General features: G+C 67.4%; 26 protein-coding genes. 13 read left to right on the top strand and 13 right to left on the bottom strand.

Features of this window, described 5'->3' with window-relative positions; translation table 11 throughout:
* Nucleotides 1–33 precede the first annotated feature (33 nt).
* The 4 genes from Q0044_RS15740 to Q0044_RS15755 all read left to right on the top strand — a co-directional run bounded on the left by Q0044_RS15740 (nt 34) and on the right by Q0044_RS15755 (nt 5,688).
* On the top strand, nt 34–1,905 hold the full coding sequence (locus Q0044_RS15740) for a PPC domain-containing protein (protein WP_298163414.1): 1,872 nt from the start codon (nt 34–36) through the stop codon (nt 1,903–1,905).
* Nucleotides 1,906–2,087: 182 nt separating this feature from the next.
* The gene (gene crtY / locus Q0044_RS15745; protein ID WP_298163415.1) at nt 2,088–3,254 is read left to right on the top strand and encodes a lycopene beta-cyclase CrtY; all 1,167 of its coding nucleotides are present in this window, start codon (nt 2,088–2,090) and stop codon (nt 3,252–3,254) included.
* Entirely contained in the window at nt 3,251–4,753 is a 1,503-nt protein-coding gene (locus tag Q0044_RS15750; protein ID WP_298163416.1) for a phytoene desaturase, read from the top strand. Before crtY ends, Q0044_RS15750 begins: the two co-directional genes overlap by 4 nt.
* Nucleotides 4,750–5,688, top strand: a complete 939-nt coding sequence (locus Q0044_RS15755; protein WP_298163417.1) for a phytoene/squalene synthase family protein — start codon at nt 4,750–4,752, stop codon at nt 5,686–5,688. Before Q0044_RS15750 ends, Q0044_RS15755 begins: the two co-directional genes overlap by 4 nt.
* Here the strand turns inward: Q0044_RS15755 and Q0044_RS15760 are convergent.
* Genes Q0044_RS15760 through Q0044_RS15775 form a run of 4 tightly spaced genes read right to left on the bottom strand, consistent with a single transcriptional unit; the run spans nt 5,685 to nt 7,510 of the window.
* On the bottom strand, nt 5,685–6,008 hold the full coding sequence (locus Q0044_RS15760) for a type II toxin-antitoxin system RelE/ParE family toxin (RefSeq protein ID WP_298163418.1): 324 nt from the start codon (nt 6,006–6,008) through the stop codon (nt 5,685–5,687). The two genes, Q0044_RS15755 and Q0044_RS15760, sit on opposite strands and share 4 nt — an antisense overlap.
* Complete coding sequence (locus tag Q0044_RS15765) at nt 6,005–6,241, bottom strand: ribbon-helix-helix domain-containing protein (RefSeq protein ID WP_298163419.1); 237 nt, start codon at nt 6,239–6,241, stop codon at nt 6,005–6,007. The genes Q0044_RS15760 and Q0044_RS15765 overlap by 4 nt, the downstream gene beginning before the upstream one ends.
* A gap of 37 nt (nt 6,242–6,278) precedes the next feature.
* The gene (locus Q0044_RS15770) at nt 6,279–7,004 is read right to left on the bottom strand and encodes a fatty acid desaturase (protein WP_298163420.1); all 726 of its coding nucleotides are present in this window, start codon (nt 7,002–7,004) and stop codon (nt 6,279–6,281) included.
* Entirely contained in the window at nt 7,001–7,510 is a 510-nt protein-coding gene (locus tag Q0044_RS15775) for a sterol desaturase family protein (RefSeq protein ID WP_298163421.1), read from the bottom strand. Before Q0044_RS15775 ends, Q0044_RS15770 begins: the two co-directional genes overlap by 4 nt.
* Before the next feature lie 64 nt (nt 7,511–7,574).
* Between Q0044_RS15775 and fni the strand changes: the two genes are divergently transcribed.
* Nucleotides 7,575–8,594, top strand: a complete 1,020-nt coding sequence (gene fni / locus Q0044_RS15780) for a type 2 isopentenyl-diphosphate Delta-isomerase (protein ID WP_298163422.1) — start codon at nt 7,575–7,577, stop codon at nt 8,592–8,594.
* 102 nt (nt 8,595–8,696) lie between these two features.
* On the top strand, nt 8,697–8,852 hold the full coding sequence (locus Q0044_RS15785; RefSeq protein WP_298163423.1) for a hypothetical protein: 156 nt from the start codon (nt 8,697–8,699) through the stop codon (nt 8,850–8,852).
* Nucleotides 8,853–8,855: 3 nt separating this feature from the next.
* Here Q0044_RS15785 and Q0044_RS15790 read toward each other — a convergent pair whose 3' ends face one another.
* Both Q0044_RS15790 and trmFO read right to left on the bottom strand, forming a co-directional pair.
* Nucleotides 8,856–9,725, bottom strand: coding sequence for an oxygenase MpaB family protein (locus Q0044_RS15790; protein ID WP_298163424.1), 870 nt, complete (start codon nt 9,723–9,725; stop codon nt 8,856–8,858).
* Between the two features lie 3 nt (nt 9,726–9,728).
* A complete protein-coding gene (gene trmFO, locus Q0044_RS15795; RefSeq protein WP_298163425.1) occupies nt 9,729–11,114 on the bottom strand; it encodes a methylenetetrahydrofolate--tRNA-(uracil(54)-C(5))-methyltransferase (FADH(2)-oxidizing) TrmFO in 1,386 nt (461 codons plus the stop codon).
* A gap of 97 nt (nt 11,115–11,211) precedes the next feature.
* Here trmFO and Q0044_RS15800 point away from each other — a divergent pair, with 97 nt between their 5' ends.
* The 4 genes from Q0044_RS15800 (at nt 11,212) to Q0044_RS15815 (ending at nt 14,915) form a co-directional block, all read left to right on the top strand.
* A complete protein-coding gene (locus tag Q0044_RS15800) occupies nt 11,212–12,021 on the top strand; it encodes a hypothetical protein (RefSeq protein ID WP_298163426.1) in 810 nt (269 codons plus the stop codon).
* Nucleotides 12,018–12,971 (top strand): hypothetical protein, encoded by a 954-nt coding sequence (locus Q0044_RS15805; protein WP_298163427.1) that lies wholly within the window; start codon nt 12,018–12,020, stop codon nt 12,969–12,971. Before Q0044_RS15800 ends, Q0044_RS15805 begins: the two co-directional genes overlap by 4 nt.
* A 23-nt stretch (nt 12,972–12,994) precedes the next feature.
* Nucleotides 12,995–13,882 carry a hypothetical protein gene (locus tag Q0044_RS15810; RefSeq protein ID WP_298163428.1) on the top strand — a complete coding sequence of 296 codons (888 nt, stop codon included), beginning with the start codon at nt 12,995–12,997 and terminating at the stop codon, nt 13,880–13,882.
* A gap of 76 nt (nt 13,883–13,958) precedes the next feature.
* Complete coding sequence (locus Q0044_RS15815) at nt 13,959–14,915, top strand: CPBP family intramembrane glutamic endopeptidase (RefSeq protein ID WP_298163429.1); 957 nt, start codon at nt 13,959–13,961, stop codon at nt 14,913–14,915.
* 6 nt (nt 14,916–14,921) lie between these two features.
* On the opposite strand, the gene uvrA is transcribed toward Q0044_RS15815, so the two are convergent.
* Both uvrA and Q0044_RS15825 read right to left on the bottom strand, forming a co-directional pair.
* On the bottom strand, nt 14,922–17,858 hold the full coding sequence (uvrA, locus tag Q0044_RS15820; RefSeq protein ID WP_298163430.1) for an excinuclease ABC subunit UvrA: 2,937 nt from the start codon (nt 17,856–17,858) through the stop codon (nt 14,922–14,924).
* Between the two features lie 217 nt (nt 17,859–18,075).
* Entirely contained in the window at nt 18,076–19,677 is a 1,602-nt protein-coding gene (locus Q0044_RS15825; protein WP_298163431.1) for an EAL domain-containing protein, read from the bottom strand.
* Nucleotides 19,678–19,861: 184 nt separating this feature from the next.
* Here Q0044_RS15825 and Q0044_RS15830 point away from each other — a divergent pair, with 184 nt between their 5' ends.
* On the top strand, nt 19,862–20,575 hold the full coding sequence (locus Q0044_RS15830; protein WP_298163432.1) for an AAA family ATPase: 714 nt from the start codon (nt 19,862–19,864) through the stop codon (nt 20,573–20,575).
* 3 nt (nt 20,576–20,578) lie between these two features.
* On the opposite strand, the gene Q0044_RS15835 is transcribed toward Q0044_RS15830, so the two are convergent.
* The 3 genes from Q0044_RS15835 to Q0044_RS15845 are packed head-to-tail and all read right to left on the bottom strand — an operon-like array spanning nt 20,579 to nt 22,403.
* Nucleotides 20,579–21,019: a flagellar basal-body protein FlbY gene (locus Q0044_RS15835; RefSeq protein WP_298163433.1), complete on the bottom strand. Its 441-nt coding sequence runs from the start codon at nt 21,017–21,019 to the stop codon at nt 20,579–20,581.
* The gene (locus Q0044_RS15840; RefSeq protein WP_298163434.1) at nt 21,016–21,348 is read right to left on the bottom strand and encodes a rod-binding protein; all 333 of its coding nucleotides are present in this window, start codon (nt 21,346–21,348) and stop codon (nt 21,016–21,018) included. The genes Q0044_RS15835 and Q0044_RS15840 overlap by 4 nt, the downstream gene beginning before the upstream one ends.
* The gene (locus Q0044_RS15845) at nt 21,348–22,403 is read right to left on the bottom strand and encodes a flagellar basal body P-ring protein FlgI (RefSeq protein ID WP_298163535.1); all 1,056 of its coding nucleotides are present in this window, start codon (nt 22,401–22,403) and stop codon (nt 21,348–21,350) included. Before Q0044_RS15845 ends, Q0044_RS15840 begins: the two co-directional genes overlap by 1 nt.
* Before the next feature lie 234 nt (nt 22,404–22,637).
* Here Q0044_RS15845 and Q0044_RS15850 point away from each other — a divergent pair, with 234 nt between their 5' ends.
* Nucleotides 22,638–23,063 carry a flagellar assembly protein FliX gene (locus Q0044_RS15850; RefSeq protein ID WP_298163435.1) on the top strand — a complete coding sequence of 142 codons (426 nt, stop codon included), beginning with the start codon at nt 22,638–22,640 and terminating at the stop codon, nt 23,061–23,063.
* Between the two features lie 180 nt (nt 23,064–23,243).
* Nucleotides 23,244–23,678 (top strand): RNA polymerase-binding protein DksA, encoded by a 435-nt coding sequence (dksA, locus tag Q0044_RS15855; protein ID WP_298163436.1) that lies wholly within the window; start codon nt 23,244–23,246, stop codon nt 23,676–23,678.
* Between the two features lie 194 nt (nt 23,679–23,872).
* On the opposite strand, the gene Q0044_RS15860 is transcribed toward dksA, so the two are convergent.
* Together Q0044_RS15860 and Q0044_RS15865 are read right to left on the bottom strand one after the other, a co-directional pair.
* Nucleotides 23,873–25,354, bottom strand: a complete 1,482-nt coding sequence (locus Q0044_RS15860) for a replicative DNA helicase (RefSeq protein WP_298163437.1) — start codon at nt 25,352–25,354, stop codon at nt 23,873–23,875.
* A 123-nt stretch (nt 25,355–25,477) separates the two neighbouring features.
* Nucleotides 25,478–25,852, bottom strand: a complete 375-nt coding sequence (locus Q0044_RS15865) for a hypothetical protein (protein ID WP_298163438.1) — start codon at nt 25,850–25,852, stop codon at nt 25,478–25,480.
* Nucleotides 25,853–25,866 lie beyond the last annotated feature (14 nt).

Genomic DNA, 25,866 nt, shown 5'->3' on the forward strand with positions numbered 1-25,866 from the left:
GTCTATGTTGGCCTCTCAGAACAGGGAAATCCAATGCGCCGCTCCGCTTTCATCATGACCGTCAGCGCCATGGCGCTGTTCGCCGCCGGCCACGCCGCCGCGCAGGACGCCACGCCGCTGCGCATCGGCCAGACGGTCAGCGGTCAGCTGACCGCCGAGGACCCCAGCGTCGACAACGAGAACTTCGGCCAGTTTGTCTACGATACCTGGTCGGTTCAGGCCCGCGACGGTCAGCGCCTGCAGGTCGCGATGCGTTCGGACGCCTTCGATGCCTATCTGGAAGTCTACAAGGACACCGACACGGGCGAAGCGATCGCCATGGACGACGACGGCCTGAGAGAGGGAACCAACGCGCGCGCCCGCTTCACCGCCGAGCGCGGGACCTACATCATCCGCGCCCGTACTCTGGCCGGCCTTGAGGGCGGCGACTACACACTTGAGGTCATCGACCGCGGTCAGGCCCCGCGCGCGCCCCGCCCGACCGCTATCCGCCTGGGCGACAATGTCAACGGCGCGATCAGCGACCGCAGCCCGGTCGAGGAAGACGGGCAGTACGGGGAGTACACGTACAACGGATACAGCTTCCGGGCGCGCCAGGGCGAACGGCTCGCTATCACTCTGGAGAGCGAGGACTTCGATCCGATCGTGCGCGTCGGCCGTATGGGCCGCAACGGCGCGTTTGAGGAACTGGCCCAGAACGATGACTCAGGCGCCGGCGGCCTGAATTCCTATCTGGTCTTCACTGCCCCCGCGAACGGCGAATTCGTGATCCGCGCCGCGCCCCTGGATGGGTCGACCGACGGCGACTACGAACTGGGTCTGGCCGAAGGTCCGCCGCCGCTGGTGGCGCGTTCGATCGCCGTGGGCGAGACGGTCGAGGCTTCCCTCGACGCCGGCGACGGCGGCAACGCATTCGGCCAGCGCGCCGACGCCTACAGCTTCACCGGGACCGCCGGCCAGCGGATCGTTGCGACCATGAGCTCGGACGCGTTCGACACCTATCTCGAGCTGTTCTCGGAGAACTCTGATGAGAACGGCGGCCGGTATGCGCTGGACTCGGACGACGACGGCGCGGGCGAAGGCACCAACTCGCGCCTGACCTACACCATCCCGTCCGACGGCCAGTACACGATCGAGGCGCGCGCCTTCACCGGTGAAGGCGAAGGCGACTATACCCTGACGTTCGAGGAGGCGGCGCCCCTGCCGGCTCCGGTGGCCCTGGGCTACGGTACGACGGTGCAGGGCGAGATCGTCGCCGGCGATCCGCTCGACGACGAGAGCCGTGGCTTCGACGCCTACAGCTTCAGCGGAACGGCCGGGAACCGGATCCAGCTGATCATGCGCTCGGGCGACTTCGACACCTATCTTCAGATCGGCAGCCCCGAAGGCGACTTCTACGCCATGGCTTCGGACGACGACGGCCTCGGCGAAGGGACGGACTCACGCCTGAACTACGTCCTGCCGAACGACGGGGAGTTCATCGTCCGCGCCTCGCCGCTCTCTTCGGATGCGAACGGCCTGTATTCACTGGAACTGCTGGATCGCGGTCCGCAGCCCCTGCCGGGCAGCATCCTGGTCGGCGCCACGGCGCGCGGCACGCTCGGAGAGGATGACGCCCTGGCCGAGGACGGCAGCTTCTACGATGCCTACAAGATTTCGGTGAAGGCCGGCGACAAGCTGCGTCTGACCATGGTTTCCAATGAGTTCGACGCCTTCATCGACATCGGCCGCGAAGACGAGGCCGGGGTCTTCACCTCGGTGGTCTCTGATGACGACAGCCTGTCCGACACCCACGCCAAGATCGACTGGGCGGTTGAGGAAGAGGGCGACTACGTCATCCGCGCCCGCAGCTTCTCCTCGGGTCAGTCGGGCGCCTACGCCCTGACGGTCGAGCCCAAGGAGTAGTCGATTGCCGTTGCTGGCCAACCGGTGAGTTCGCGGTGATTTCGACGACGCAATGACGGCTGTCGGCCGGTGATTTCGGTGACGACGGCTATGCAGATTTCTGCAGATCGCACAGAGTCTGCAATCTTCGAGGAGGCCCCGATGCATTCGCGTCGGGGCCTCTTTCGCTTTATGAGTCGGACATGGGCTCCCCCGACCATGATCTGATCCTCGTCGGCGGCGGGCTGGCGTCCAGCCTGATCGCCTGGCGGTTGGCGATCGACCGGCCGGAGGTGCGGGTCGCCGTGGTCGAGCGCGAAGGGCGGCTGGGTGGAAAGCACACCTGGTCCTTCTTCGATGGCGATGTGTCGGACGAGGACCGCGCCTGGCTGGCGCCCGCGACCCCGCACCGCTGGCCGGACGGGTATGAGGTCTATTTCCCGGGCCTCAGCCGGGTGCTGCAGACGCCCTACAACAGCCTGACCTCCGCGCGGCTGCATGAAGCGGTCGCGCCGCTGCTCGGTGATCGCCTGATCCGGGGGGACGCAGTGGCGGTTTCACCCGATGCTGTGACACTGAGTGATCAGACCGTTCTGCGCGCCGCCGGCGTCATCGACGCCAGAGGCCCCGCCCCGACACCTCATCTCGACCTCGGCTGGCAGGTGTTCGTCGGTCGCACGGTTCGACTGACCGAGCCCCACGGCCTGACGCGCCCGACGATCATGGACGCCACGGTGGGGCAGGGCGACGCCTATCGCTTCGTCTATCTGCTGCCGTTCGACGAGCGGACCGTGCTGGTCGAGGACACCTACTATGCGGATGGGCCCGATCTGGACCGGGCGCTGCTGGGCCGCCGCATCGACGCCTATATCCGTTCGCGCGGCTGGAGCGTCGAGGCGGTGGTCGACGAGGAACAGGGCGTGCTGCCCATTGCGCTCGATGGCGACGTCGACGCCTTCTGGGCCGAGGGGCCGGCCGTGGGGCGCGCCGGGCTGGCGGGCGCGCTGTTCCATCCGACGACGGGTTATTCCCTGCCGGATGCGGTCGCCGTCGCCCGTCTGGTCGCCCGCGCCAGTGATTTGTCCTCGGCCGGCCTGCGGATGCTGCTGGAGACGCACTCCAAAGCGCTTTGGGCCGATCGGGCCTACTATCGCCTGCTCGACCGGATGCTGTTCCGGGCCGCGGTGCCGGGGGAACGGTGGAAGGTGCTCAGGCGCTTCTACGGCTTGCCGGAACCCCTGGTGAGGCGTTTCTACGCAGGGACCAGCACGGCGCTGGACAAGGTCCGCATCCTGGCGGGAAAACCCCCCGTGCCCGTCGGTCGGGCGCTGAGGCAACTCCGGGAAACCGGGCGAGGAAGAGCGGCATGAGAGACGTGACGGCCCGGCGTGCGGTGGTGATCGGCGCGGGCTTCGGCGGCATCGCCCTGGCGATCCGGCTTCAGCGCGCGGGTATCCAGACGACCCTGGTCGAAAAGCGCGACAAGCCGGGCGGCCGTGCCTATGTCTGGAAGGAGCAGGGCTTCACTTTCGACGCCGGCCCTACGGTCATCACCGACCCCGACTGCCTCATCGAACTGTTCGAGGGCACCGGCCGGTCGCTGTCTGACTATGCCGAACTGCTGCCCGTCGATCCCTTCTACCGCCTGTGCTGGGAGGATGGGGCGTCGTTCGATTACAACGACGACCAGGCCGCGATGGAGCGCCAGATCGCAGCCTTCAACCCGGCCGACGTCGAGGGCTACAACCGGTTCCACGCCTATTCCGAGGAGTTGTACCAGGAGGGCTACCTCAAGCTGGGGGCTGTGCCGTTCCAGTCCTTCTGGTCGATGATAAAGGCGGCGCCCGCGCTGGCGCGGCTGGAAAGCTGGAACAGCGTCCACGCCATGGTCGCCCGCTACGTCAAGGACCCGCATCTGCAGCAGGCCTTCAGCTTCCACACGCTTCTGGTCGGCGGTGATCCCTTCAAGACCAGTTCGGTTTACGCCCTGATCCATGCCCTGGAACGGCGCGGCGGCGTCTGGTTCGCGCGGGGCGGAACCGGCGCCCTGATCGCCGGCCTGGTGAAGGGGTTCGAGGATCTGGGTGGTACCGTCCGCCTGAACACCTCCGTCGAGCGGATCGAAACGGAAGGCGACCGGGCGACGGGCGTGACGCTCGATACCGGCGAGACCATTGCCGCGGACATGGTCGCGTCCAACGCCGACGTGGTCCACACCTACGACAGGCTTCTGGGCCGTACCCCGCGCGGCAAGGCCAAGGCGAAGTCGCTGAAGTCCAAGCGGTTTTCAATGTCCCTGTTCGTGCTTCACTTCGGCACGTCCCAGCCCCAGCCCCAGCTGGCCCACCACACCATCTGTTTCGGCCCGCGCTATCGCGAACTGATCTCGGAGATCTTCTCCGGTCCGACCCTGCCCGAGGACTTCTCCCTCTATCTGCACGCCCCCTGCGCCACCGACCCGTCGATGGCCCCGGAGGGCATGAGCAGCCACTATGTCCTGTCGCCCGTGCCCCACCTGGGCGCCGCCGACATCGACTGGGAGACCAAGGGGCCGGAGTACCGGGAGAAGATCATCGACTACCTGGAAGAACGGTACATCCCTAACCTGCGACGGGATCTGGTCACGACGCGCATCTGGACGCCCGCGGACTTCAAGGAAGACCTGAACGCCCACCTGGGCTCGGCCTTCTCGCTCGAGCCCATCCTGACGCAGAGCGCCTGGTTCCGGCCGCACAATCGCGACGACGTCATCTCCAACCTGTATGTTGTCGGGGCCGGCACCCATCCGGGGGCAGGCATCCCCGGCGTGGTCGGTTCGGCCAAGGCGACGGCGGGGCTGATGCTGGAACAGGCCGTCCGAACCACATGACAGACGCCGTCCTCGCCGCCTCCAAGGCCTCGATCACCAAGGGGTCAAAGAGCTTCCGCTCCGCCTCTCGGCTGTTCGATCCGGCCGTGCGCGAGGACGCCTGGCTGCTCTATGCCTGGTGCCGGGCCTGCGACGACGAGATCGACGGGCAGGATCACGGCTTCGGCCACGAAGTCTTGTCCGTCGAGGAGCAGCAGCGACGTCTGGCCCGGCTCTACGACATGACCCGGCGCGCGATGACGGGCGAGCCCATGCCCGACCCGACCTTCGCCGCCTTCCAGCGGGTCGCTCTCCGCCACCGCCTGCCAGAGCGCTGGGCGATGGATATGATCGACGGCTTCGCCATGGATGTGGAGCATCGGGACTATCGGACCCTCGATGATGTCATGGCCTATTGCTGGCATGTCGCCGGGGTCGTCGGGGTGATGATGGCGCGGGTCATGGGGGTGACGGATCCCGAGGTGCTGCGTCGGGCCCAGGATCTGGGACTGGCCTTCCAGCTGACCAATATCTCGCGCGATGTGATCGAGGACGCCGAGGACGGTCGGGTCTATCTGCCTGCCGACTGGCTGGTCGAGGCCGGCCTGGAGCCGACGGCCGCGGCCGTGGCGGATCCGGCGAACCGGGCCGTGGTTCATGCCGTGACCGTTCGCCTGCTGGCGGTCGCAGAGCCCTATTACGACAGTGCACGCGACGGGCTGCGCGGTCTGCCGTTCCGGTCCTCCATGGCGATCGCGGCGGCGCGCGGCATCTATCGCGAGATCGGCAGGAAGGTCCGCCGGCGCGGGCCGGGCGTGTGGGTCAGGCGCGTCTCGGTCGGTCGGCCGATGAAGCTCTGGCTGTTCGGGCGCGGCGCCCTGATCGCCGTGTGGACCCAGGCGCTGGATCGCGGCAAGGCGCCGCCGCCTCGACCCGCGCTCTGGACGCGCGTCTAGCCAAGCTCGGACAAGGTTTTCGGCAGGTCGCGCTGCATGTGGAGCACCCGCCAGACGACGATGCTGTCGCCCTTGTCATAGTAGAAGACGAGATATGGAAAGCGCTTGAGCCGCCACGATCGCAGGTCGGGGAGACCCACTTCCTGTCCCAGTCTGGACGATCCGGCCGTCGGCATCCGAGCGACATGTTGAAATGCATCGTCGATCGCCTGGAGGAAGCTCTCCGCGACCGTCGTCCCCGCTTCGGCAAGGTAGAATTCCAGTGCGGCCCGGACGTCTTCCCGAGCCCGGGTCTGACGTTCGATCCTGCGCGCCTTCAAGATGGGTGAGTCCTGATCCGTTCTCTCAGTGACTCGATCCAGTCTTCGTAGGGCTGTTCGTCCGGCGGCGATGACGCGCCGTCCAGCAGCAAGCGCCGGAGCGTCTGCCGATCCAGGTCACGACGGATCAGATCGCGAACATATTCGCTGCCAGTGCCGTATCCGCCCTCTGAAATCCGGCTGTCGACATCGGCCTTGAGGCTGTCGGGGAGAGAGATGTTCATCGTGGCCATGCAGCCAAGGTATGACGATGGCAAAAAATGGCAAGCGTCAGGCGTCCGGCCGCCGCCGGAGCTCCGGTAGCCGCCACCAAGGGGTCATCGGGGACAGGTGATGCTCGTGGTGCAGACCGAAGTGGAAACTGGTCAGCAGTGACGCGATCCAGGGCATGGGGATGGTCCGGGCATTGTGATGGTCGGCGAACGGTTCGGCCGTCCGGTCATGCCTGTGCGGCAGCCAGGTGCCGAAGAAGAACAGTTGGGCCGCGCTGATGATCGCGGGGAGCGCCCAGAACAGGATCAGGTTGGCGACCCGGGCGCCGATCAGCAGATAGGCGACCAGCACGGCCGTCACGATGGCGAACTCGCGCCAGCCGAAATGGCGGGTGAAGAAGCGGTAGAACCACGGGACGAAGGCCTCGGGTCGAGCGGCATGGAAGTCGGGGTCTGCGGCCTGGCCGGGCGTCCGATGATGCTGATGGTGGCTGCCGTTGAGCTTGCGGTAGGAGAAGGCGGCATAGGCGCCGACGCAGATCTGGCCGACCACGGCGTTCAGGCGCGGACGGCCCGGGGCCAGCGACCCATGCATGGCGTCATGGGCGACGATGAACATGCCCGCGCCGAGCCAGCTCTGGGTCAGGATGATCAGGGGCGCGACGGCCAGGTTCGACCCGGTCAGCGGCTGGAAGAAGACGCCCCAGACGTGCAGCGTGATCCAGCCTGCGACGATCAGGGCCGCCAGGGTCAGGCCGATGGCGGTCTGGCGGGCGGCCGTCACTCCGTGACCACCGGGCGATCCGGGGTTTGGCGCCCGGCGCGGCGGGCCTTCAGAATGGCGCTGAGGCGTTGCGGGTCGGGGGCGAACACGAAGCCGAACGAGACCGCGCCTTCCCGGGTCTGGACGGCATGGTGGAGTTTGTGCGCCTGGACCAGGCGGCGGGCGTAGCCGTTCTTCGGCATCCAGTGAAACGGCCAGCGCTGATGCACCAGACCGTCGTGCACAAAGGCGTAGACCGCCCCGTACAGGGTCACCCCCAGGGCGATGGCCCGCACCCACCACAGACCCGTCAGCCAGGCGATGACAAACAGGCTCGTTCCAACGACTGCGCCGACCACGCCGTAGAGGTCGTTGGTCTCGAACATCTTGTCATGGGGCTCGTGGTGGTCGCGGTGCCACCCCCAGCCCAGCGGGCCGTGCATGACATAGCGATGGGTCCACCAGGCGACGCCCTCCATGAGAAAGAAGACGGCCAGGGTCAGCAGTGTGAACCACAGGGGAAGCATGGCGACAGACTACGCCTGCGCGGCCGCTGTTCCAACCGTGGCGTCGTGCCGCTAAGCAGTCAGCATGACCGACGACGCGATCCGCGACCGCAAGGACCAGCATCTGGACGTCGTCCTGTCGGGCGGCGGACGGCATGCGCGCGACGCCGGGTTCGACGCCGTCCGGTTCGTCCATGAGGCCCTGCCGGATCTTGATCCTGCAAAGATCGATCTCGGGGCCGATTTTCTGGGCCGCAGGCTCAAGGCTCCGCTGTTGATCAGCTCGATGACGGGCGGGCCCGCCCGCGCGGAGGCGATCAACGCCCACCTGGCCGAGGCGGCCCAGGCCCTGGGCATCGCCATGGCGGTCGGATCGCAGCGGGCGGCGCTTGAAGGCGGGGCCAGCGGACTGGACCCGTCGCTGCGGCGGCGGGCGCCGGACGCTCCGATCCTGGCCAATATCGGCGCGGCCCAGCTGACCCGGGGCTTCGGCGTCGATGAGGCGCGGCGGGTCATCGAGATGATCGGTGCCGACGCCCTGATTGTGCATCTGAACCCGCTGCAGGAAGCCTGTCAGCCTGAGGGCGACCGCGACTGGTGGGGCGTCGGCGCGGCGCTGGAGGCCTTGGTGCGACGGCTTGAGGCTCCGGTGGTGGTCAAGGAGACGGGCGCCGGCCTGTCTGCGGCGACAGCACGGCGTCTGGCCGACATGGGCGTCGCGGCGCTCGACGTCGCCGGGGCGGGCGGGGCGAATTGGGGGCTGATCGAGGGCGAACGCGCCACCGACCCCGCCGACAAGGCCCACGCCCTGGCCTTCGCCGACTGGGGCATTCCGACCGCAGAGGCCATCGCAAAGGTGCGGGCTGCCTGTCCGGACATCGTCCTGATCGGATCGGGCGGCGTCCGGGACGGCGTCGACGCCGCCAGGGCCATCCGGCTGGGCGCCGACCTCGTGGGTCAGGCGGCCGGCGTCCTCAAGGCCGCGACGGTCTCGACCGAGGCGGTGGTCGAGCATTTCCAGGTGGTCATCCGCCAGCTGCGCACAGCCTGTTTCTGCACCGGCTCAGCCAGTCTGCAGGACCTGAGGCGGGCTCCGCTTCAATAGGAGCGGGGCCAACCCCGCGCAGGGCGGGTGAATAGCCTGTGTTGCCACGCTCAAGTTGTTGTTCGAATCGTGTACCGTCTGCCGGTCGCTGGAGACGAGCCGTTGAGCGTTCACCCTTTTCCCGCCCCGGTCTGCCGGCCTTCGGCCAAGGCCGCACGCCCTCGGCGACCGGATCGAGTCGAGTTGATCCTCGTCGCTGGACTGGTGCTGGCGACCGCGGCCCAGTTCGGCCTCTGCGCCTGGTTCTGGCTGGCCTGACGGCTATTCCGGCCAGACGCTGACCGGATCGGGCCAGACCTTGCGGTTGGGCGAGCCCTGGTAGACCCAGTCGAGGGTGCGGGCCAGCGACCTCGCCCCGAACCGCTGGGCGGCCGACGCGGCGGACAGGCCATGCATGGCGCGGGCCCAGTCCGGCAGAAGGTCGGCCCCCGCCGCCATGACCAGCCCGGCCGCGACGCCCTCGGCCGGGCCGCCGATCCTCTGGGCCATGACCAGGGCCGCGACCTCGCGCGTGCGGGCGTCGGCCTTGAGCTGGGTCCGCATCGACTGGATCAGGGCCTCGGCCGATGCCCGATCGCGCGGCACGGGGTCGGCGCCGAGCGCCAGGCCGATGCGGGCCATCTCGTCGAAATAGGCGTCCTGATCCGCCGCCGACATGGCCGGCTCGCCATAACGGACCCAGGCGTCGAGGAAGCTCTTGATCTCCGTCACATGGACCCAGGCCAGCAGGGTCGGGTCGTCGACCTTGTAGGACGTGCCGTCGGGCAGGGTTCCGCCGAGTTTCCTGTGGATGCCCTTCACCCGGTCGATGGCGGCCTGTCCATTGGCGGCGTGATCGTAGGTGGTGACCGCGATGAACTTGGCCGTCCGCCGCAGCCGCCCATGCATATCGGCGCGGAAGTCGGAATGGTCCCAGACACCGGCCAGGACCGCCGGGTGCAGCATCTGCAGCAGCAGACCCGACACCCCGCCGATCATCATGGTGACGATGTCGCCATTGACCCGCCAGGCGACGGCATCGGTCGGGAACAGGGCGTCGGCGCGACGCAGCGCCGGCCGCTCGCCCCGCTCATAGTCGTTGAACAGCTCGTTGATCCGGCGACGGATCGTGACCTTGACCGGATCAAGCATCGATCAGGCCGCGTCCCGCCAGGCTTCCAGCGCGCGCAGGGCCCGGATGCTCATGAGCCGCTTCTTGGCCCGTCCGCGTTCCTTCAGCGGGATCTTGACCCCGGCCTCGTCGACCTTGGGCGCTTCGAGCGGGGGCAGAAGTCCATAGTTGATGTTCATCGGCTGGAACTTGGCGCCTTCCAGATGGCCGCCGGTGATGTGTTCGACCAGGGCGCCGATGGCGGTGTGGGCCTCGGGCGCGTCCAGGCTTTTGCCGAGCCGTTCGGCGGCGGCGAGGCGGCCGGCCAGAAGGCCCGTCGCGGCGCTCTCGACATAGCCCTCGACCCCGGTGACCTGACCGGCGAAACGCAGGCGCGGCATCGACTTCAGGCGCAGCTGGCGGTCCAGCAGCCGGGGGGAGTTCAGATAGGTGTTGCGGTGCAGGCCGCCGAGGCGCGCGAACTGGGCCTTCTGCAGGCCCGGGATCATGCGGAAGGTCTCGGCCTGGGCGCCGTGTTTCAGCTTGGTCTGGAAGCCGACGATGTTGAACAGCGTCCCCAGGGCGTTGTCCTGACGCAGCTGGACGATGGCGTGGGCCTTGACCAGGGGATCGCGCGGATTGGTCAGGCCGACCGGCTTCATCGGGCCGTGGCGCAGGGTCTCGCGGCCGCGTTCGGCCATGACCTCGATCGGCAGGCAGCCGTCGAAATAGGGGACGTTCTCCCATTCCTTGAACTCGGCCTTGGGCCCGTCGATCAGAGCGTCGACGAAGGCCTCGTACTCGGCCTTGTTCATCGGGCAGTTGACGTAGGCGGCGGCGTCGCCGCCCGGACCTTCCTTGTCGTAGCGCGACTGACGCCAGGCGATGTCGAAGTCGATCGAGTCCGCATGGACGATGGGGGCGATGGCGTCGAAGAAGCTCAGGCTCTCCTCGCCGGTCAGTGACAGGATCGCCTCGGCGAGGGCGGGGGAGGTCAGGGGGCCGGTCGCGACGATGACGCTGTCCCAGTCTTCGGGCGGCAGGCCGGCGATCTCCTCGCGCTGGATGGTGACCAGGGGATGGGCCTCCAGCTTCGCCGTCACCTTCTGCGAAAAGCCGTCGCGGTCGACGGCCAGGGCCCCGCCGGCGGGCACCTGATGGTCGTGGGCGCTGGCCATGATGATCGAGCCGAGCGCCCGCATCTCGGCGTGCAGCAGGCCCACGGCGTTGTGCTCCCAGTCGTCGGAGCGGAAGGAGTTCGAGCATACCAGTTCGGCCAGGCCGTCGGTGTGGTGGGCGTCGGTCCTGACGCCGGGCACGCCACGCATCTCGTGCAGGACGACGGGGACGCCGGCGGAGGCGATCTGCCAGGCGGCTTCGGATCCGGCGAGGCCGCCGCCGATGACGTGGATAGGGGAGAGGTCGGTCATGCGGCTTCTTAGACACGCGGGCGGTGTTCGTCAGCAGGTGTCTGTCAGCCCGTGGCTTCGACGGCTATGATGTCGCATTGCTCAGCGAGGGGGCTTGATGAGCCACAAGGATGTAGGAGGCCGGCGTCTGAACCTTCGGGTCGCGCTGGGCCGGACGCTGCGTGTGCTGCCCTTGCTGTGGCGAGGGGCGGCAGGTGCCCTGATTCTGTGCGGGAGCCTGTGGCTGCTGCCCTTGATCGTGACGGTCGAAGGCTGGACGGGATGGGCCTGGGCCCTTGCGGTCGGGGCCTCGACCCTTGTCGCCATCGGCGCGCTCGCCCGCCTGTCGGTCAGCGACGACGTGGCGGAAGCCCGGGCTCTGGGTCTCGGACCGATGGGATTGCAGGCAAAGCTCCCCGAGGCCCGGCTGCTCGGCGCCGCCCTTCTGTGCCTGCTGTTCCTGGCGATGATCGTGAGCATCCTGGCCCTGGTCGTCCTCGCGATCTTCGGCATGGCGGAGCTCAACGTTGAGGCCATCCAGGCGCGCAACTGGGCCGCCGTGGGCGAGCCGTGGAAGCTTGCCATCCTGGCCGTGATCGGGCTCGGCGCCGTCGCCATTCCCCTGCTGCTCATCGTGCGCCTGTCCCTGTTCGCGCCCGCGACCCTGGGTCGGCGGCAGATGGTGTCGCTGAACTCGATGGGCATCGCCTACGGCAGTTTCTGGCCGCTGCTGGCCGGTCTGATCGTGACGGCCGTGCCGAACCTCGTTCTGCCGATGCTGATCGGGACGGGCGTGGCGGCAGGGCAGGCCGTCAGCGTGGTCTGGGCGCTGGGGCTGATCGGGCTGCAACTGCCGCTGACGATCGGCTTCCTCGGTGCCGCCTACCGCCAACTGGAATACTGGTTCCCCGAGGAGACGAAGCGATGAAGCCGGGCTTTTCCTTCAACGACGCGATTGGCGCGCCTTTCGTCCTGTTGAGGCGGCGGCCCCTCTACCTGTTCGTCTGGGGCCTGATCATGATGGCCCTGGTCGCGGCCATGTACAGCCTGCTGATCCCGGCCATGGGGTCGATGATCGGCGCGGCCGATCGCCAGGAGGCTTTCGACATCTACATGCTGGAGGCGGTGCGGTTACAGGCCGCGCTGAACGGCATGAACCTCGTGATGTATCTCATCATGTTGCTGACCTGGACGGCGGCGGCGCGGGCGACCCTGTCGCCGGGACGCGGAGACCGGTTCCTGTTTCTGCGCCTGGGAATGGATGAGGTGCGGGTCGCGGTGACCGTCGTGGCGGTCTTCGTCGCCTGGTACATCGCCCTTCTGGTGTTGATCCTGATCGGCGTCGGGATCATTGCGGCGTTGTGGAGTTCCAGTGAAGCGACGGCGATCGTCGTTCTGGTCTTATACGGCCTGCTGGTGCTCGCCCTGTCGATCTGGGGCTGGCTGCGGGTGTCGCTGATCGCGCCGGCCAGTCTGATCCTGAAACGGTTCGCCTTCGTCGAGGGTTGGGCGCTCGCCAGGGGGCAGATGTGGAAGCTGTTTGGGCTGAATCTGGTGGTCTGGCTGATCTACATGGTCAGCCTGATCCTCATGTACGCCCTCGCGGGCGCGATCCTGGTGGGAAGCTTCTTCGGCCAGGGCCTGGAGTGGCCGGCCCAGGTCGAGGGTTATGCGGATGTGCAGCCCCTGGTCCAGGCGATGATCGTTCCGGCGCTGGCGACCCTGATCCCGTTCTCGATCGTGTTCGGCTGGATCATGGCCCTGTACGCAGCGCCCGGCGTCGTCGCGGCGCGGCAACTGCTCGACGGGGTACCGACACCCCCGGTCGGGCCGATCGTCGAAGACGCGCCGCCCATCGATACGCTACAGTCCTCGTAAATGAGGATTCAGGGAGGGATTCTATGACCTTTTCAGCGACAGAGGCCGCCTTCGAGGGCTTCCGCGTGGTGCGTCGCAACCCGGTGGCGATCGTGTTCTGGGCCCTGGCCTATGTGATTTGCTTCGCTGCCTTCTTCGGCCTGTTCGCCGGGCCTCTGGCCACGGTGATGGCGACGACCGAGAGCCTGGAAGGGACCCAGCCCAGCCCGCAGGAGATCCAGGCGCTGATGGCGAGCTGGTCGAGCTTCATGGTGCTGGGCCTTCCCCTCAGTCTGGTGCTTGGGGCGGTCCTCAACGCTGCGGTCGCGCGCTCCGTGCTGAGGCCCGCCGAAAAGGCGTTCGGCTTTATGCGGCTGGGCGGAGACGAGCTGCGCGTGCTGGCGGTCACCGTGATTCTGGGCATCGTCTTCTTCGCCGTGACCGTGCTCCTGTTCTCCGTCGTCGGCGTGGCGGTCGGCGTCGCGGGCCAGGTCAATACGGGCGTCGGCATTCTTGTCGGCGTGGTGCTTGGTCTCGCAGCCGTCGCTGTGTTGATCTGGCTGTCGGTTCGACTCAGCCTGGCCGTTCCGGCCACATTCCATGAGAAGCGCATCTCGCCCTTCGCCACCTTCGCCCTGACCAAGGGACACACCCTTCCCTTGCTGGGCATGGCGGTGATCGCCTTCATCATGTCGATGCTGGTCAGTATTCTCGCCACCATAGTGGCCCTCCCCGTGACCATGGCGACTGGAGGACTGGACCAGCTGGCCGCGCTCGACGGCCAGTCCACTGCCCAGATCCTTCAGACGGCTGGCGTGGGTCTGCTCGCCTGGGGAGCCATCAACGCGATCTTCTCGGCGCTGCAGCTCGCGGTGATCTACGCACCCTTCTCGGCCGCCTATCGCGAGCTGAAGGGTCTGCCGCAGGACTAGGCTTTCTGTCGCAAGGGTAACTTGGCGCGGTACGACCGGGCGGATAGCGTCACGGAAACAGGGCGGGGAACCCCAGATGGCCGGAATTGAACTCTACGCACCGAGACTGGCGCGTCATCGGCGCACCTGGAGCGTTGCGGCGGTGGTCCTCGCGGCCGTCTTCCTGATTGCCGGGCCGCTGATCGCGGTCATGATCGCCCAGGTCACCGGGCTGAATTCCCGGATGGGGTGGTTCAGCGAGCTCTACCAGCTCGTCGTCTTCTTCGGCCTGACAGCGGTGTTGCTGATCGCCTGGGTCGTCCTGTTCGAGCGGCGGCCGCTGCCGACGATCGGTTTCAACGGGCACGGCCTGAAGCGCTTCCTGCGCGGCTATGCGATCGGGTTGGGGTTCCTGCTGGCGACGATCGGCGTGATCTGGGTCGCAGGCGGCTATCGCATCGAAAGCGGCGGCGCCTTCGCCAAGGCCGGGGCCGTCGCAGCGCTCGTTCCCATCGGCGCCCTGCTGCTGGGTTTCATAGTCCAGGGCTCGACCGAGGAGATCGTGTTCCGGGGATGGCTGATGCAGTTGATCGCCTCGCGCCACGGGCTGGTCGTCGCCCTGATCGTTAACGCCATCCTGTTCGGCCTGGTCCATGCCGGCAACACCGAGCCGACGAAGGAGCTGGCGCTGGGCGTCGTCAATATCGTCCTGTTCGGCACCTTCATCGGCCTCTACGCGGCGCGCGAAGGCTCGCTGTGGGGCGTGTGCGGCTGGCATGCGGCGTGGAACTGGCTGCTGGGCCTGGGCTTCGGCCTGGAGGTGTCGGGTCACGTCCTCGACGTCACCCCGCTGTTCGTCGACCTGACGACCACGACGGGTTCACCCTGGTGGCTGACCGGTGCGACCTTCGGCCCGGAGGCCAGCGTGGTCACGACCGCCATCCTGCTCGGCGGCAGTGTCTGGGTCGTCCTGCGCGGGCCATTCAAGGGCCACGCCATACCCGAAGCGGTCGCGCCCCGGTCCGCCGAGACCCCCGAAGCGCCCGCGACCTGATTTCGCTCAGGCGCTGGCCTTCGCCCGCGGCTTCTTCACCGGAGCCTCGGACGTCAGGGCCGCGACCCGCGCCTTGCGACGCGTCTCGTGCCGGTCCAGCACCTCCTTGAGGTATTTGCCGGTCCACGATTTGTCGTTGGCCGCGACCTGTTCCGGCGTGCCGACCGCGACGATCTCTCCGCCGCCGTCGCCGCCCTCGGGACCGAAGTCCAGCAGATAGTCGGCGACCTTGATGACATCCAGGTTGTGCTCGATCACGACGATGGTGTTGCCGCTTTCGACCAGTTCCTGGAGCACCTCCAGCAGCTTCCTCGTGTCCTCGAAATGCAGGCCGGTGGTGGGCTCATCGAGAATGTAGAGGGTCTTGCCCGTCGCCCGTTTCGACAGTTCCTTGGACAGCTTGACCCGCTGGGCTTCGCCGCCCGACAGGGTGGTCGCCGACTGGCCGACCTGGACATATCCGAGGCCGACGCGCTCCAGCGTCTTCATCTTGTCCCGGATCGGCGGCACCGCGTTAAAGAAGCGCGCAGCCTCCTCGACCGTCATGTCCAGCACGTCGCTGATCGACTTGCCCTTGAACACGATTTCCAGGGTCTCGCGATTGTAACGCCTGCCCTTGCAGACGTCGCAGGTGACGTAGACGTCGGGCAGGAAATGCATCTCGATCTTGATCAGGCCGTCGCCCTGACAGGCCTCGCAGCGCCCGCCCTTGACGTTGAAACTGAACCGTCCCGGCCCATAGCCGCGGGCCTTGGACTCCGGCAGGCCGGCGTACCAGTCGCGGATCGGTCCGAAGGCGCCGGTGTAGGTCGCCGGGTTCGAGCGCGGGGTGCGGCCGATCGGCGACTGGTCGATGTCGATCACCTTGTCGAAATGTTCCAGCCCCTCGATCCGGTCGAACGGGGCCGGAGCGTCCGAGGCGTTGTTCAGGCGACGCGCGGCCGCCTTGTACAGGGTCTCGATCGTGAAGGTCGACTTGCCGCCGCCCGACACGCCGGTGATGCAGGTGAAGACCCCGACGGGGATTTCGCCGGTGACGGTCTTCAGATTGTTGCCGGTGGCCCCCGAGACCTTCAGCATCTTCTTGCGGTTGACCGGCCGGCGGCCCTCGGGCGGCAGTTCGATCTCGCGCTCGCCGGTGAGAAATTTGCCGGTCAGGGATTTCGGGTTCGCCATGACCTCGGCGGGGGTGCCCTCGGCGCAGATCTCGCCGCCGTGAACGCCGGCGGCCGGGCCCATGTCGATGACATAGTCCGCAGTCATGATCGCCTCCTCGTCATGTTCGACGACGAGGACGGAGTTGCCGAGATCGCGGAGACCGCGAAGGCTTTCCAGCAGCCGGGTGTTGTCGCGCTGGTGCAGGCCGATCGACGGTTCGTCCAGAACATACAGCACCCCGGTCAGGCCCGAGCCGATCTGCGACGCCAGCCGGATGCGCTGGCTTTCGCCGCCGGACAGTGTGCCGGAGGCGCGCGACAGGCTGAGGTAGTCGAGCCCGACGTTGTTCAGGAACCTCAGGCGGTCGCTGATCTCTTTCAGGATGCGGCGACCGATCTCCATCTGCTTCTCGGTCAGCTGATCGGGCAGGGCGCTGACCCAGTCGAAGGCCTTTTTGATCGACAGCATCGAAATCTCGGCGATGTCGTTGCCGGCGATCTTCACCGCCAGGGCCTCGGGCTTCAGTCGCTTGCCGCCGCAGGCTTCGCAGGGGGTTTCCGACTGGAAGCGGCCCAGTTCCTCGCGCACCCAGGCGCTGTCGGTCTCGCGCCAGCGGCGGTCGAGGTTCGGCACGACCCCCTCGAACGGCTTGGAGACCTCGTATTTCCGGGCGTTGTCGTCATAGACGAACTTGATCTTCTCGGAGCCCGTGCCGTTCAGGATGACCTTCTGGGCCTTCTCGGGCAATTCGCGCCACGGCTTGTCCATCGAGAAGCCGTAGTGGAGCGCCAGGGCCTGGAGGGTCTGGGTGTAGAGCGGCGAGGGACCGCGCGACCATGGCGCGACAGCGCCCTTGTGCAGGGTCTTGTCGCGGTCCGGGATCACCAGATCGGCGTCGAAGGCCAGCTTGACCCCCAGGCCGTCGCACACCGGACAGGCGCCGAACGGGTTGTTGAACGAGAACAGCCGGGGCTCGATCTCGGCGATCGTGAAGCCGGAGACCGGGCAGGCGAACTTCTCGGAGAAGGTCAGCCGGCGCGGCTCCCGGCCCTCTTCCGCATTGGCCCATTCGGCCACGGCGATGCCGTCGGCGAGGCCGAGAGCGGTCTGCAGACTGTCGGCGTAGCGCGCCTCCAGGCCCGTCTTGGTGACGATCCGGTCCACGACGATGTCGATGTCGTGTTTGAACTTCTTGTCGAGCGGGGGCGCGTCCTCGATGGCGTAGAACTGGCCGTCGATCTTGAGACGCTGGAAGCCGGAGCGCTGCCACTCGGCGATCTCCTTCCTGTACTCGCCCTTCCGACCGCGAACGACCGGGGCCAGCAGCAACAGACGTTCGCCCTCGGGCAGGGCGGTCAGCTTGTCGACCATCATGGAGATGGTCTGGCTCTCGATCGGCAGGCCGGTGGCGGGCGAATAGGGCACGCCCACCCGCGCCCAGAGCAGGCGCATATAGTCGTGGATCTCGGTCACCGTGCCGACGGTGGAGCGCGGGTTCTTCGACGTCGTCTTCTGTTCGATCGAGATGGCCGGCGACAGGCCCTCGATCAGGTCGACGTCCGGCTTGCCCATCAGTTCCAGAAACTGGCGGGCGTAGGCGCTCAGGCTCTCGACATAGCGGCGCTGGCCCTCGGCATAGATGGTGTCGAAGGCGAGCGAGGATTTGCCCGACCCCGACAGGCCGGTCATGACGACCAGCTTCTCGCGCGGGATGTCGACGTCCACGCCCTTGAGATTGTGCTCGCGGGCGCCACGCACGCGAATGAAGTTGTGCTTTTCGGTCATGCTGCCAGGAAACGGGGGGCCGGGAACGCGGGAGCGCCGGACGGGGTCCGGTGCGACAACGCTATATGGGGACTGATCGCGCTGATTCAGCAAGAACAATGTGAGAACATCAAGGCGCTGCCGCCAGATGCTGTCAGTCGCGCAGGACCGGCCCGTCGTTCAGCGTGATGAGGCGGGTGAAATCACTCCCGCCGCCGATCGCACGGTCTGCGTCCGGTCAGCCCCAGCTGGCCACCGCGCCGACCCGGCGGGACATGACGGGTTCATTGTAGGCCAACTGGGTGCGGGGCTCGGCCTCCGCCTTGCCGAACAGCCAGCCCTGGCCCAGGTCGACGCCGAGCTCGCGCAGAACCTCGGCATCGGCCTCGGTCTCGATCATCTCGGCGATGGTCTCGATCTTCAGCGAGCGGCAAAGCTCGACGAGATGGCCGATCAGGGTGCGGGCGCGGGGATCCGTTTCCAGTCCCTGGATGAAGGTCCCGTCGATCTTGACCGTGTCGACCGACAGGCGGCGCAGGTAGTCGTAGGAGGCGGCACCCGCCCCGAAGTCGTCGATACAGACCTTGATGCCGGCGGAGCGAAGGCCGCCGAGGCGACGGTTGGCTGCCTCGACATCCGAGAGGGCGGCGGACTCCGTGACCTCGACGATCAGTCGCTTGCGCTCGTCGGGACGGGCTGAGGTCATCCGCAACAGGGCCTGGACATAGCGGTCGTCGGCAAGCGAGGCCCCCGAAACATTGACGGCGAACTTCAGCAGGCCCGCGCCCGGCTGGCGCAGTCGGCTCAGGGCCTTCTCGGCCACGGCGACGTCGAAGCTGTCGATCAGGGCCATTTCCTCGGCCATGTGTATGGCGTCGGCCGGGCTGTCCGAACCCCTGAACCGGGCCAGGGCCTCGAAATGGTGCACGGCGCCGGTCTTCAGGTCGACGATCGGCTGGTAATGCAGCTCGAACCGGCGGCCCTTGACCATGGTCTGGAAAGCGTGGGCGTCTTTCAGGGTCTGCGACAGGGCGGCGGTGAAGCTGAGATCCGGTCGGCCGGAACCGCCGTCCCTCAGGCATCCTTCGACGGCGACCCGCAGGGCGCGCAGGGCGCTGAGCGACTCACCGCCTGCGGTCAGATCCGACTCCGTCGAGTCGGCAAAGAGTTCGAAGCCTTCGTCGCGGCCGATCTCTTCCATCTCGCCGGCCAGATCAGTCGCCTCGCTGCGATCCCGGAGCAGCGCGAACTTTTCAGGGCCGAGCTTTCCGGCCGTGGCGCCGTCGACCGAGGCGGCCTGCAGGGCGGCCTCGACGCGGGCGTTCAGGCGCTCGCCGGCCTCGCCCATGCCCTGGGCGGCGGCCAGTCCCTCGACGTTGACGAAGGCGATGGCCAGGTCGCGCGGTTCGGCGGGGGGCGCCATCATCTGCTGGGCACGGGCAAGGAAGGCTTCCGGCTCGAGAGCCGGAGCGGCTTCCGGATCGTGCAGGCGATAGGCCGGACCCTCCCAGGTGACGGAGCAGGAGATATTCGGCGCCAGGTCGGGCAGCAGGAAGAAGCGCGCTGTCGCCCGTCGCATCCGTCCCTCGCCCGCGTTGAAAAGGAGTTCGACGGGGGCGGACCGCGCCCCCGGACGCAGGCTTTTGAGCACGCCGTTCAGCGTGTCCACGCTGGCCGGGGCCACGCGGTTCCACAGGGCCACGCCATTGAAGCTCTCGGCCGACAGCCCGGTCGTCGGGCCGGAGCCGAGGCCGAGCACCGTCGAGCCCCGCTTGTCGAGCTCGAGCAAAAGGTCGGCAGAGGCGAAGGCGAATCCCAGAAGGCTCGTACGGATCGTCATGCGTCGATCCTGTGCCCTCCCCGTTAAACTTCGCCGCACAGTCGTCCTTAATGACGCGAAAAAGCCCTGCAGCACGCGGTGAGACGGGTGATTCGTTGACGCAGTCTGCGCGGCATCTATGGTGAACAAACGGTAACGACGTTCCGGGAGCGCGGGGCCGATCATCCAGAACAGGCGGGGGCCCATGAAGACGATCGCGGTGATGTCGCGCAAGGGAGGGGCCGGCAAGTCGACCCTGGCCGTGCACATGGCCGCAGCGGCGGTCGCGGCCGGAAAACGCGTGATGCTGGTCGATATGGACCCGCAGCGATCGTCCCTGGAATGGGCTCGCGAACGCACCGCAGATTGGCCGCTGGTCATGGAAGGCCGGGCCGGCGCCCTGTTCACGACCCACCGCGCGGCCGAGCGCGAGGGCATCGACCTCATGCTTGTCGACACCCGCCCGTCGGCGGACACGGAGGCGTCCGAGGCGGCGCGTCTGGCGGACCTGTGTCTGATCGTCGTCCGACCGAACTTCTTTGACCTCCAGGCGGTCGGCCGGACGGTGCAACTGGTCGAGAACCTGCGCCGCCCCGGACTGTTCGTGCTCAACCAGGCCCCGGTGCGGCGGAATGGGGCGGAGCCGCGCGTCATTCGCGACGCCGTCGACTACCTGTCCGAATTCCGCATCCCTCTGGCCGAGGTCGGCCTGCGCCAACGTGCGGCCTATCAGAACGCGATGTGGAAGGGGCTGGGCGCCCAGGAAGATCAGCCGGACAGTCAGGCCGCCTTCGAGATCAACAGCCTGTGGGCCTCGGTGGCGGAGCAGCTCTGGCCGGTCGTCGGCCGGCATGTCTATCGCCAACGGGCTGTGGTGTCCGAGGCCGATGGGCCGCTGGAACTTGCGATGGCCGTCTAGCGATCAGGCCGTGCGGTTGAGGGTGACGGCGCGGCTGTCGCCGCCGTTCGCCTGGCCGGAGGCGCCATAGCCGGTCCCCATAGCCCGAGCGGCGGCGACTTCCTGCGCGATGGTGCGGACCAGGCCTTCCGAGATGGTGCGCGCGGCCTCGACCGTGCGGCCGTGGACGGCCAGCACCGCCTCGAACGCCTCGGTCGCCTTGACCAAAGCCATGCGCTCGCTGGCCGGGGCTGCCAGCAGGATAGCCCTGTTGGCCTTCAGATGGGCGGACTCGCGACGGTACTGGTTGGCCAGTTCCTGGGTCGCGGCCAGGCCTGCGGCGACGTCGGCGGCGCGACGCGTGGCGAAGGCGTCCGTCTCCACCTCCAGCCGGGCGGTCAGCCTGTCGGTTAGGGCCGTAAGATTGCGCAGATAGGCCGTGGCGGTGGTCGGGTCGTGGCTCATGCGGTCGTTCCCGTCAGGGGCTGGGCCAGACCCTGCGTCTGTTCAGCCTGCATGCGGATCATCTCGGAGACGACGGTGTCGGCCAGGCCGATGCCGCCGGCGCGGACGGTCTGTTTGGCCATTTCGTCGATCATGAAACTGCGCCAGGTGCCTTCGGCCTCGCCGCCGCCGAACGGCCCGTCGGTCGAGAGGCCCTCGAACATGGGCTTGAGCATCTGCGACAGGAAGGAGGCCTCGAACTTCTCCGCTGTCTCGCGCATGCGCGGCGTCTCGGCATTCGGGGCCGGGACCGAGGTCAGCAGGGCGGGAGAGACGGCCAGGTCGCTCATCACAGCACCTCGATATCGGCCTGCAGGGCACCTGCCGCCTTGATGGCCTGGAGAATGGAGATCATGTCCCGGGGCGAGACGCCGAGGGCGTTCAGACCGTTGACGAGGGTCGACAGGGACGTCGCGCCGTTGACCAGCCGGATCTCGCGGCCCAGCTCCTCCTCGACCGTGACGTCGGATTGGGGGACCACTGCGGTCTGACCCTGACTGAAGGGAGCGGGCTGGCTGACCTGCGGGCTTTCCTGGACCGAGATGGTCAGGTTGCCCTGGGCGATCGCGACGGTGGAGATGCGGACGTTCTCTCCCATGACGATGACGCCGTTGACCTCGTCGATGATGACGCGGGCCGGGGTGTCGACCGCGACCGGCATGTTCTCGACCCGGCTGATGAAGGCGGCCATGCCCAGCTGGGCCGGGGCGCGCAGGGCGATGACCGAGCCGTTCTCGGCCAGGGCGGTCGCGGGGTAGGTGGCGTTGATGGCGGCGGCGACGCGCTGGGCCGTGGTGAAGTCCGGGTTGCGCAGGGTCAGGCGGACTTCCGTGAGGCTGTCGAGCTGGAACCCTGTCTCACGCTCGACCGTGGCGCCCGAGGCGATGCGTCCGGCCGTCGGCACGCCGCGCGTCACGGAAGACCCTGACCCGCCCGAGCCCGAGACCGAACCGGTCTGCACCGAGCCCTGGCCCACGGCATAGACCTGGCTGTCGGCGCCCTGGAGACTGGTGACCAGAAGCGTGCCGCCCAGCAGGCTCTTGGCGTCGCACAGGCTGGAGACCGAGATGTCGACGCGCGAACCCGGGGTCGCGAAGGGCGGGAGTTCGGCGGTCACCATGACGGCCGCCAGGTTCTTGGAGTTGGCGTTGGTCCCGCGGATGTTGACGCCCAGACGTTCGGTCATCCCCTCCAGCGACTGGCGTGTGAAGGGGCAGTTGCGCAGGCTGTCGCCCGTGCCGTTCAGACCGACCACGAGGCCATAGCCGACCAGCTGGTTGGTGCGGACGCCCTCGATCGAGGCGATGTCCTTGATGCGCGACTGGGCCGAGGCCGGGGCGGCCATCAGGGCGCCGAGGGCGACGGGGATCAGGAAGGCGGTGAGAAACTTTTGCACTGGGCCGTCTTTCCACGAGGGTTCAGGGGCCGGGGTTGCGAAGATCGTGCCGGATAGAAAGACAAGCAAAATCAGGGATGATACTGCGGATGCACCCGTCTGACCCGGCAAATCCTGCCCTGCCGTTAACCAAACGGTGACGGTCGTCCGGCGATGGTGCGGAATGTCCCGGAGTCTCCGCTCATGAAGGTCAACGGCCCGTCGGGCGCCGCCCCCGCAGGCGGCCAGCGCCCGGTGCGTTCAGCCGGCGGCTTCTCCATGCCACAAACGTCCGGTGCCGCTCCGTCCTCGGCGGCCGCAGCCACGGCTCCGACGTCCGCCGTCGCCGACGTTTCGGCCCTGATGGCGTTGCAGGGCGTCGAAACGGCGACGGAGCGCAGGCGGCGCGCCATCCGTCGCGGGGGCACCCTGCTGGACCGTCTGGACGAACTGAAGATCGCCATGCTGTCGGGCGAGGCCGGTGAGGGCGCGCTGGAACGTCTGGGCAGAACCCTGCGCGAGGAACGCCCCGAGGACGAAGACACGGGCCTGACCGGATTGCTGGAACAGATCGACCTGCGCGCGGCCGTCGAGCTCGCCAAGGCCGAAGTTCGCCGCAACGCAGCATAAGTCCCGGAAAACCGGCTTCATTCCCCGTTCGGGGACTGAAGTGAGGACGAAATGTCACGGTTCCGGTTGCAACGAAGCTCTATCGCGATCACGGACGCGCGAACCCGGTTGCCGCGACTCTCAGGCCTGCCTATACGCCGACGTGCGCCATGGGGGGCGCTGTTGTAGAGTGTGAGTGCGATGACCGCATTGGCCTCGATCGTGTCTGACGAACCGGTCGCCTATCGACCCTCTGACGACGAGCCGTTCATGAATGAACGTCAGCTCGCCTATTTCAAACACAAGCTGATGGCGTGGCGGGATGACATCCTGCGCGAATCCAAGGGCACCGTCGTCAATCTGAAGGCGGAGACGGAGAACCATCCGGACCTGGTCGACCGGGCCTCGTCGGAATCGGATCGCGCGCTGGAACTCCGCACACGCGACCGCCAGCGCAAGCTTATCTCCAAGATCGAGGACGCCCTGCGCCGGATCGAGGACGGTTCCTACGGCTATTGCGAGGACACCGGTGAACCGATCGGCCTCGGCCGGCTGGAAGCCCGTCCGACCGCGACCATGTCGGTGGAAGCCCAGGAACGCCACGAGCGCCGCGAACGTGTTCACAGGGACGACTGAAACCGTCTTCCTTCTCCCCTTGCGGGAGAAGGTGGCTGAGCGAAGCGAAGTCGGATGAGGGGTCGCGCTGGCCTCAACGGTCGTCTCTGCCGACACACCCGGCCGCCGGTGTCACCCCTCACCCGATCGCGCCAGAACGACGGCTTCGCCGCCGTGCGCGATCTCCCTCTCCCGCAAGGGGAGAGGGGCGCAACTCATTCCGGGATATCGCTGAAGTTGCCGTAGCCCGAGCGCGCCAGGTTGCCGAAGCGCGTCGTATCCGCGTCGAAGCTCAGTTTCACGATACCGATGGGGCCGTGGCGCTGTTTGCCGATCACGACCTCGGCCTGGTGTTCCAGCAGGTCCATATCCTCCTGCCACTTCAGGTGTTCTTCCGTGCCTTCGCGGGGCTCGGTGCGACCCAGGTAGTAGCTTTCGCGATAGACGAACATCACGCAGTCGGCGTCCTGCTCGATCGAGCCGGATTCCCGCAGGTCGGAGAGCTGGGGCCGCTTGTCCTCGCGGGTCTCGACCTGACGCGACAGCTGCGACAGGGCGATGATCGGGACGTTCAGCTCCTTGGCCAGGGCCTTGAGGCCGCCGGTGATCTCGGACACCTCCTGCACCCGGTTCTTCTGGGCATTGCCTTCGCCCACGGTGATCAGCTGGAGGTAGTCGACGATGATCAGGTCGAGCCCCTGTTCCATACGCTTCAGGCGGCGGGCGCGGGCTGCGAGCTTGGAGATGGCCAGGCCGCCGGTGGCGTCGATGTAGAGGGGGCTCTCGCCGATCTCGATGGCCGCGTCGCGGACCTTGCCGAAGTCGGAGGCGTCGATCTCGCCCTTGCGCAGGCGGTCGGACGAGACGCCCGAGGCATCGGCCAGGATCCGCATGGCCAGCTGTTCGGCGCTCATTTCCAGAGAGAAGAAGGCGACCACCCCGCCCGAGACGGTCTTGCGGCCGTCCGGGCTCGGCTCCCAGCGGTAGTTGCGGGCGACGTTGAAGGCGATGTTGGTCGCCAGGGCCGTCTTGCCCATCGACGGACGGCCCGCAAGGATCAGAAGGTCGGACGGGTGCATGCCGCCGAGCTTGGAGTCGAGGTCGTCCAGGTGGGTGGCCAGACCGGCCAGCTTGCCGTCCCGCTGATAGGCCTCTCCGGCCATCTGCACGGCGCCGGCCAGGGCCGTCGAGAAGCTGACGAAGCCGGACGAGGGCGCGCCGGTCTCGGCCAGGGAATAGAGGGTCAGTTCGGCCTGTTCGATCTGTTCCAGCGCGGCGCGCTCGGGATCGGGGGCCTCCTTGATGATGTCGCCGCCGATGCGGATCAGGTCGCGGCGCAGGGCCAGGTCGTACACGACCCGCGCATAGTCGGGGGCGTTGGCCCCAGGGGGCGCGCGGTCCATCAGGTCGGCGAGGTAGCGCAGGCCGCCGAACTCGGCGAAGGCCGGATCCTGTTTGAACCGCTCCATCAGGATGGTCGGCTCGGCCAGCATGCCCTGGCGGATGTGATCCTCGATGGCGTCGTAGAGCCGCTGGTGGAAGGGCTCGTAGAAGTGGGATCCGCGCAGCCGATCTGACAGGCGCTCGAAGATGGCGTTGTCGAACATCAGGGCGCCCAGCAGCGCCTGTTCGGCCTCGAGGTTATGCGGAAGCGACGGCACGGCGACGGCGTCGTTGAAGGGAGAGAAAGCGTTCATCGGGTTAACGCTTACCCCTCGCACGCCCCTGCGACACGTTTGGACGTGGCCTTGGCGGGGGATCGAATCGGCCCGTCTGTGGACTCCTCCAAAATCCCTAGACGGATCAGTTCGAGCGACGGGTCAGGCCGGGCAGGGATAGCGTTCGGCCATCCATTCGCGCATGGCCTGGGTGACGCTGATGTTCCGGCGGCTTTCCGGAATGGCGTTGAAGCGGGCGAGCAGGGCGTCGGCGCTGACGCTGATCCGCCCCTCCGGCGAACAGTAGACCGGGCGCCGACCGGCTGCGAGAGCCGCTTCATGTTCTGATCGCAGTGTCGCACCTGCGCCCCGGACTTCGGCCATCAATCGACGCGTATCCGAGCGCAGCAGGGCCGTGGGATTGCGTGGAATCCCCGCCGCTGTCGCCAGAAACTCGCGAACGGTCATGGCCTCAACCGCCGTCGCAGCCAGCATGACGACGAGCGCCACTGCGGTTCCCAGTGTTTTCCTGTTCATCCCGACCTCCCTGA

Origin of the sequence: Brevundimonas sp. (assembly GCF_027484365.1) — a bacterium.
Lineage (GTDB): Bacteria > Pseudomonadota > Alphaproteobacteria > Caulobacterales > Caulobacteraceae > Brevundimonas.

Bases quoted from the DNA above. Each gene is read 5' to 3' on its own strand.
- Q0044_RS15740 (WP_298163414.1), top strand. From the start codon at position 34: ATGCGCCGCTCCGCTTTCATCATGACCGTCAGCGCCATGGCGCTGTTC.
- crtY (WP_298163415.1), top strand. From the start codon at position 2,088: ATGGGCTCCCCCGACCATGATCTGATCCTCGTCGGCGGCGGGCTGGCG.
- Q0044_RS15750 (WP_298163416.1), top strand. From the start codon at position 3,251: ATGAGAGACGTGACGGCCCGGCGTGCGGTGGTGATCGGCGCGGGCTTC.
- Q0044_RS15755 (WP_298163417.1), top strand. From the start codon at position 4,750: ATGACAGACGCCGTCCTCGCCGCCTCCAAGGCCTCGATCACCAAGGGG.
- Q0044_RS15765 (WP_298163419.1), bottom strand. From the start codon at position 6,241: ATGGCCACGATGAACATCTCTCTCCCCGACAGCCTCAAGGCCGATGTC.
- Q0044_RS15775 (WP_298163421.1), bottom strand. From the start codon at position 7,510: ATGCTTCCCCTGTGGTTCACACTGCTGACCCTGGCCGTCTTCTTTCTC.
- fni (WP_298163422.1), top strand. From the start codon at position 7,575: ATGACCGACGACGCGATCCGCGACCGCAAGGACCAGCATCTGGACGTC.
- Q0044_RS15790 (WP_298163424.1), bottom strand. From the start codon at position 9,725: ATGCTTGATCCGGTCAAGGTCACGATCCGTCGCCGGATCAACGAGCTG.
- trmFO (WP_298163425.1), bottom strand. From the start codon at position 11,114: ATGACCGACCTCTCCCCTATCCACGTCATCGGCGGCGGCCTCGCCGGA.
- Q0044_RS15800 (WP_298163426.1), top strand. From the start codon at position 11,212: ATGAGCCACAAGGATGTAGGAGGCCGGCGTCTGAACCTTCGGGTCGCG.
- Q0044_RS15805 (WP_298163427.1), top strand. From the start codon at position 12,018: ATGAAGCCGGGCTTTTCCTTCAACGACGCGATTGGCGCGCCTTTCGTC.
- Q0044_RS15810 (WP_298163428.1), top strand. From the start codon at position 12,995: ATGACCTTTTCAGCGACAGAGGCCGCCTTCGAGGGCTTCCGCGTGGTG.
- Q0044_RS15815 (WP_298163429.1), top strand. From the start codon at position 13,959: ATGGCCGGAATTGAACTCTACGCACCGAGACTGGCGCGTCATCGGCGC.
- uvrA (WP_298163430.1), bottom strand. From the start codon at position 17,858: ATGACCGAAAAGCACAACTTCATTCGCGTGCGTGGCGCCCGCGAGCAC.
- Q0044_RS15825 (WP_298163431.1), bottom strand. From the start codon at position 19,677: ATGACGATCCGTACGAGCCTTCTGGGATTCGCCTTCGCCTCTGCCGAC.
- Q0044_RS15830 (WP_298163432.1), top strand. From the start codon at position 19,862: ATGAAGACGATCGCGGTGATGTCGCGCAAGGGAGGGGCCGGCAAGTCG.
- Q0044_RS15835 (WP_298163433.1), bottom strand. From the start codon at position 21,019: ATGAGCCACGACCCGACCACCGCCACGGCCTATCTGCGCAATCTTACG.
- Q0044_RS15840 (WP_298163434.1), bottom strand. From the start codon at position 21,348: ATGAGCGACCTGGCCGTCTCTCCCGCCCTGCTGACCTCGGTCCCGGCC.
- Q0044_RS15845 (WP_298163535.1), bottom strand. From the start codon at position 22,403: ATGGCCGCCCCGGCCTCGGCCCAGTCGCGCATCAAGGACATCGCCTCG.
- Q0044_RS15850 (WP_298163435.1), top strand. From the start codon at position 22,638: ATGAAGGTCAACGGCCCGTCGGGCGCCGCCCCCGCAGGCGGCCAGCGC.
- dksA (WP_298163436.1), top strand. From the start codon at position 23,244: ATGACCGCATTGGCCTCGATCGTGTCTGACGAACCGGTCGCCTATCGA.
- Q0044_RS15860 (WP_298163437.1), bottom strand. From the start codon at position 25,354: ATGAACGCTTTCTCTCCCTTCAACGACGCCGTCGCCGTGCCGTCGCTT.
- Q0044_RS15865 (WP_298163438.1), bottom strand. From the start codon at position 25,852: ATGAACAGGAAAACACTGGGAACCGCAGTGGCGCTCGTCGTCATGCTG.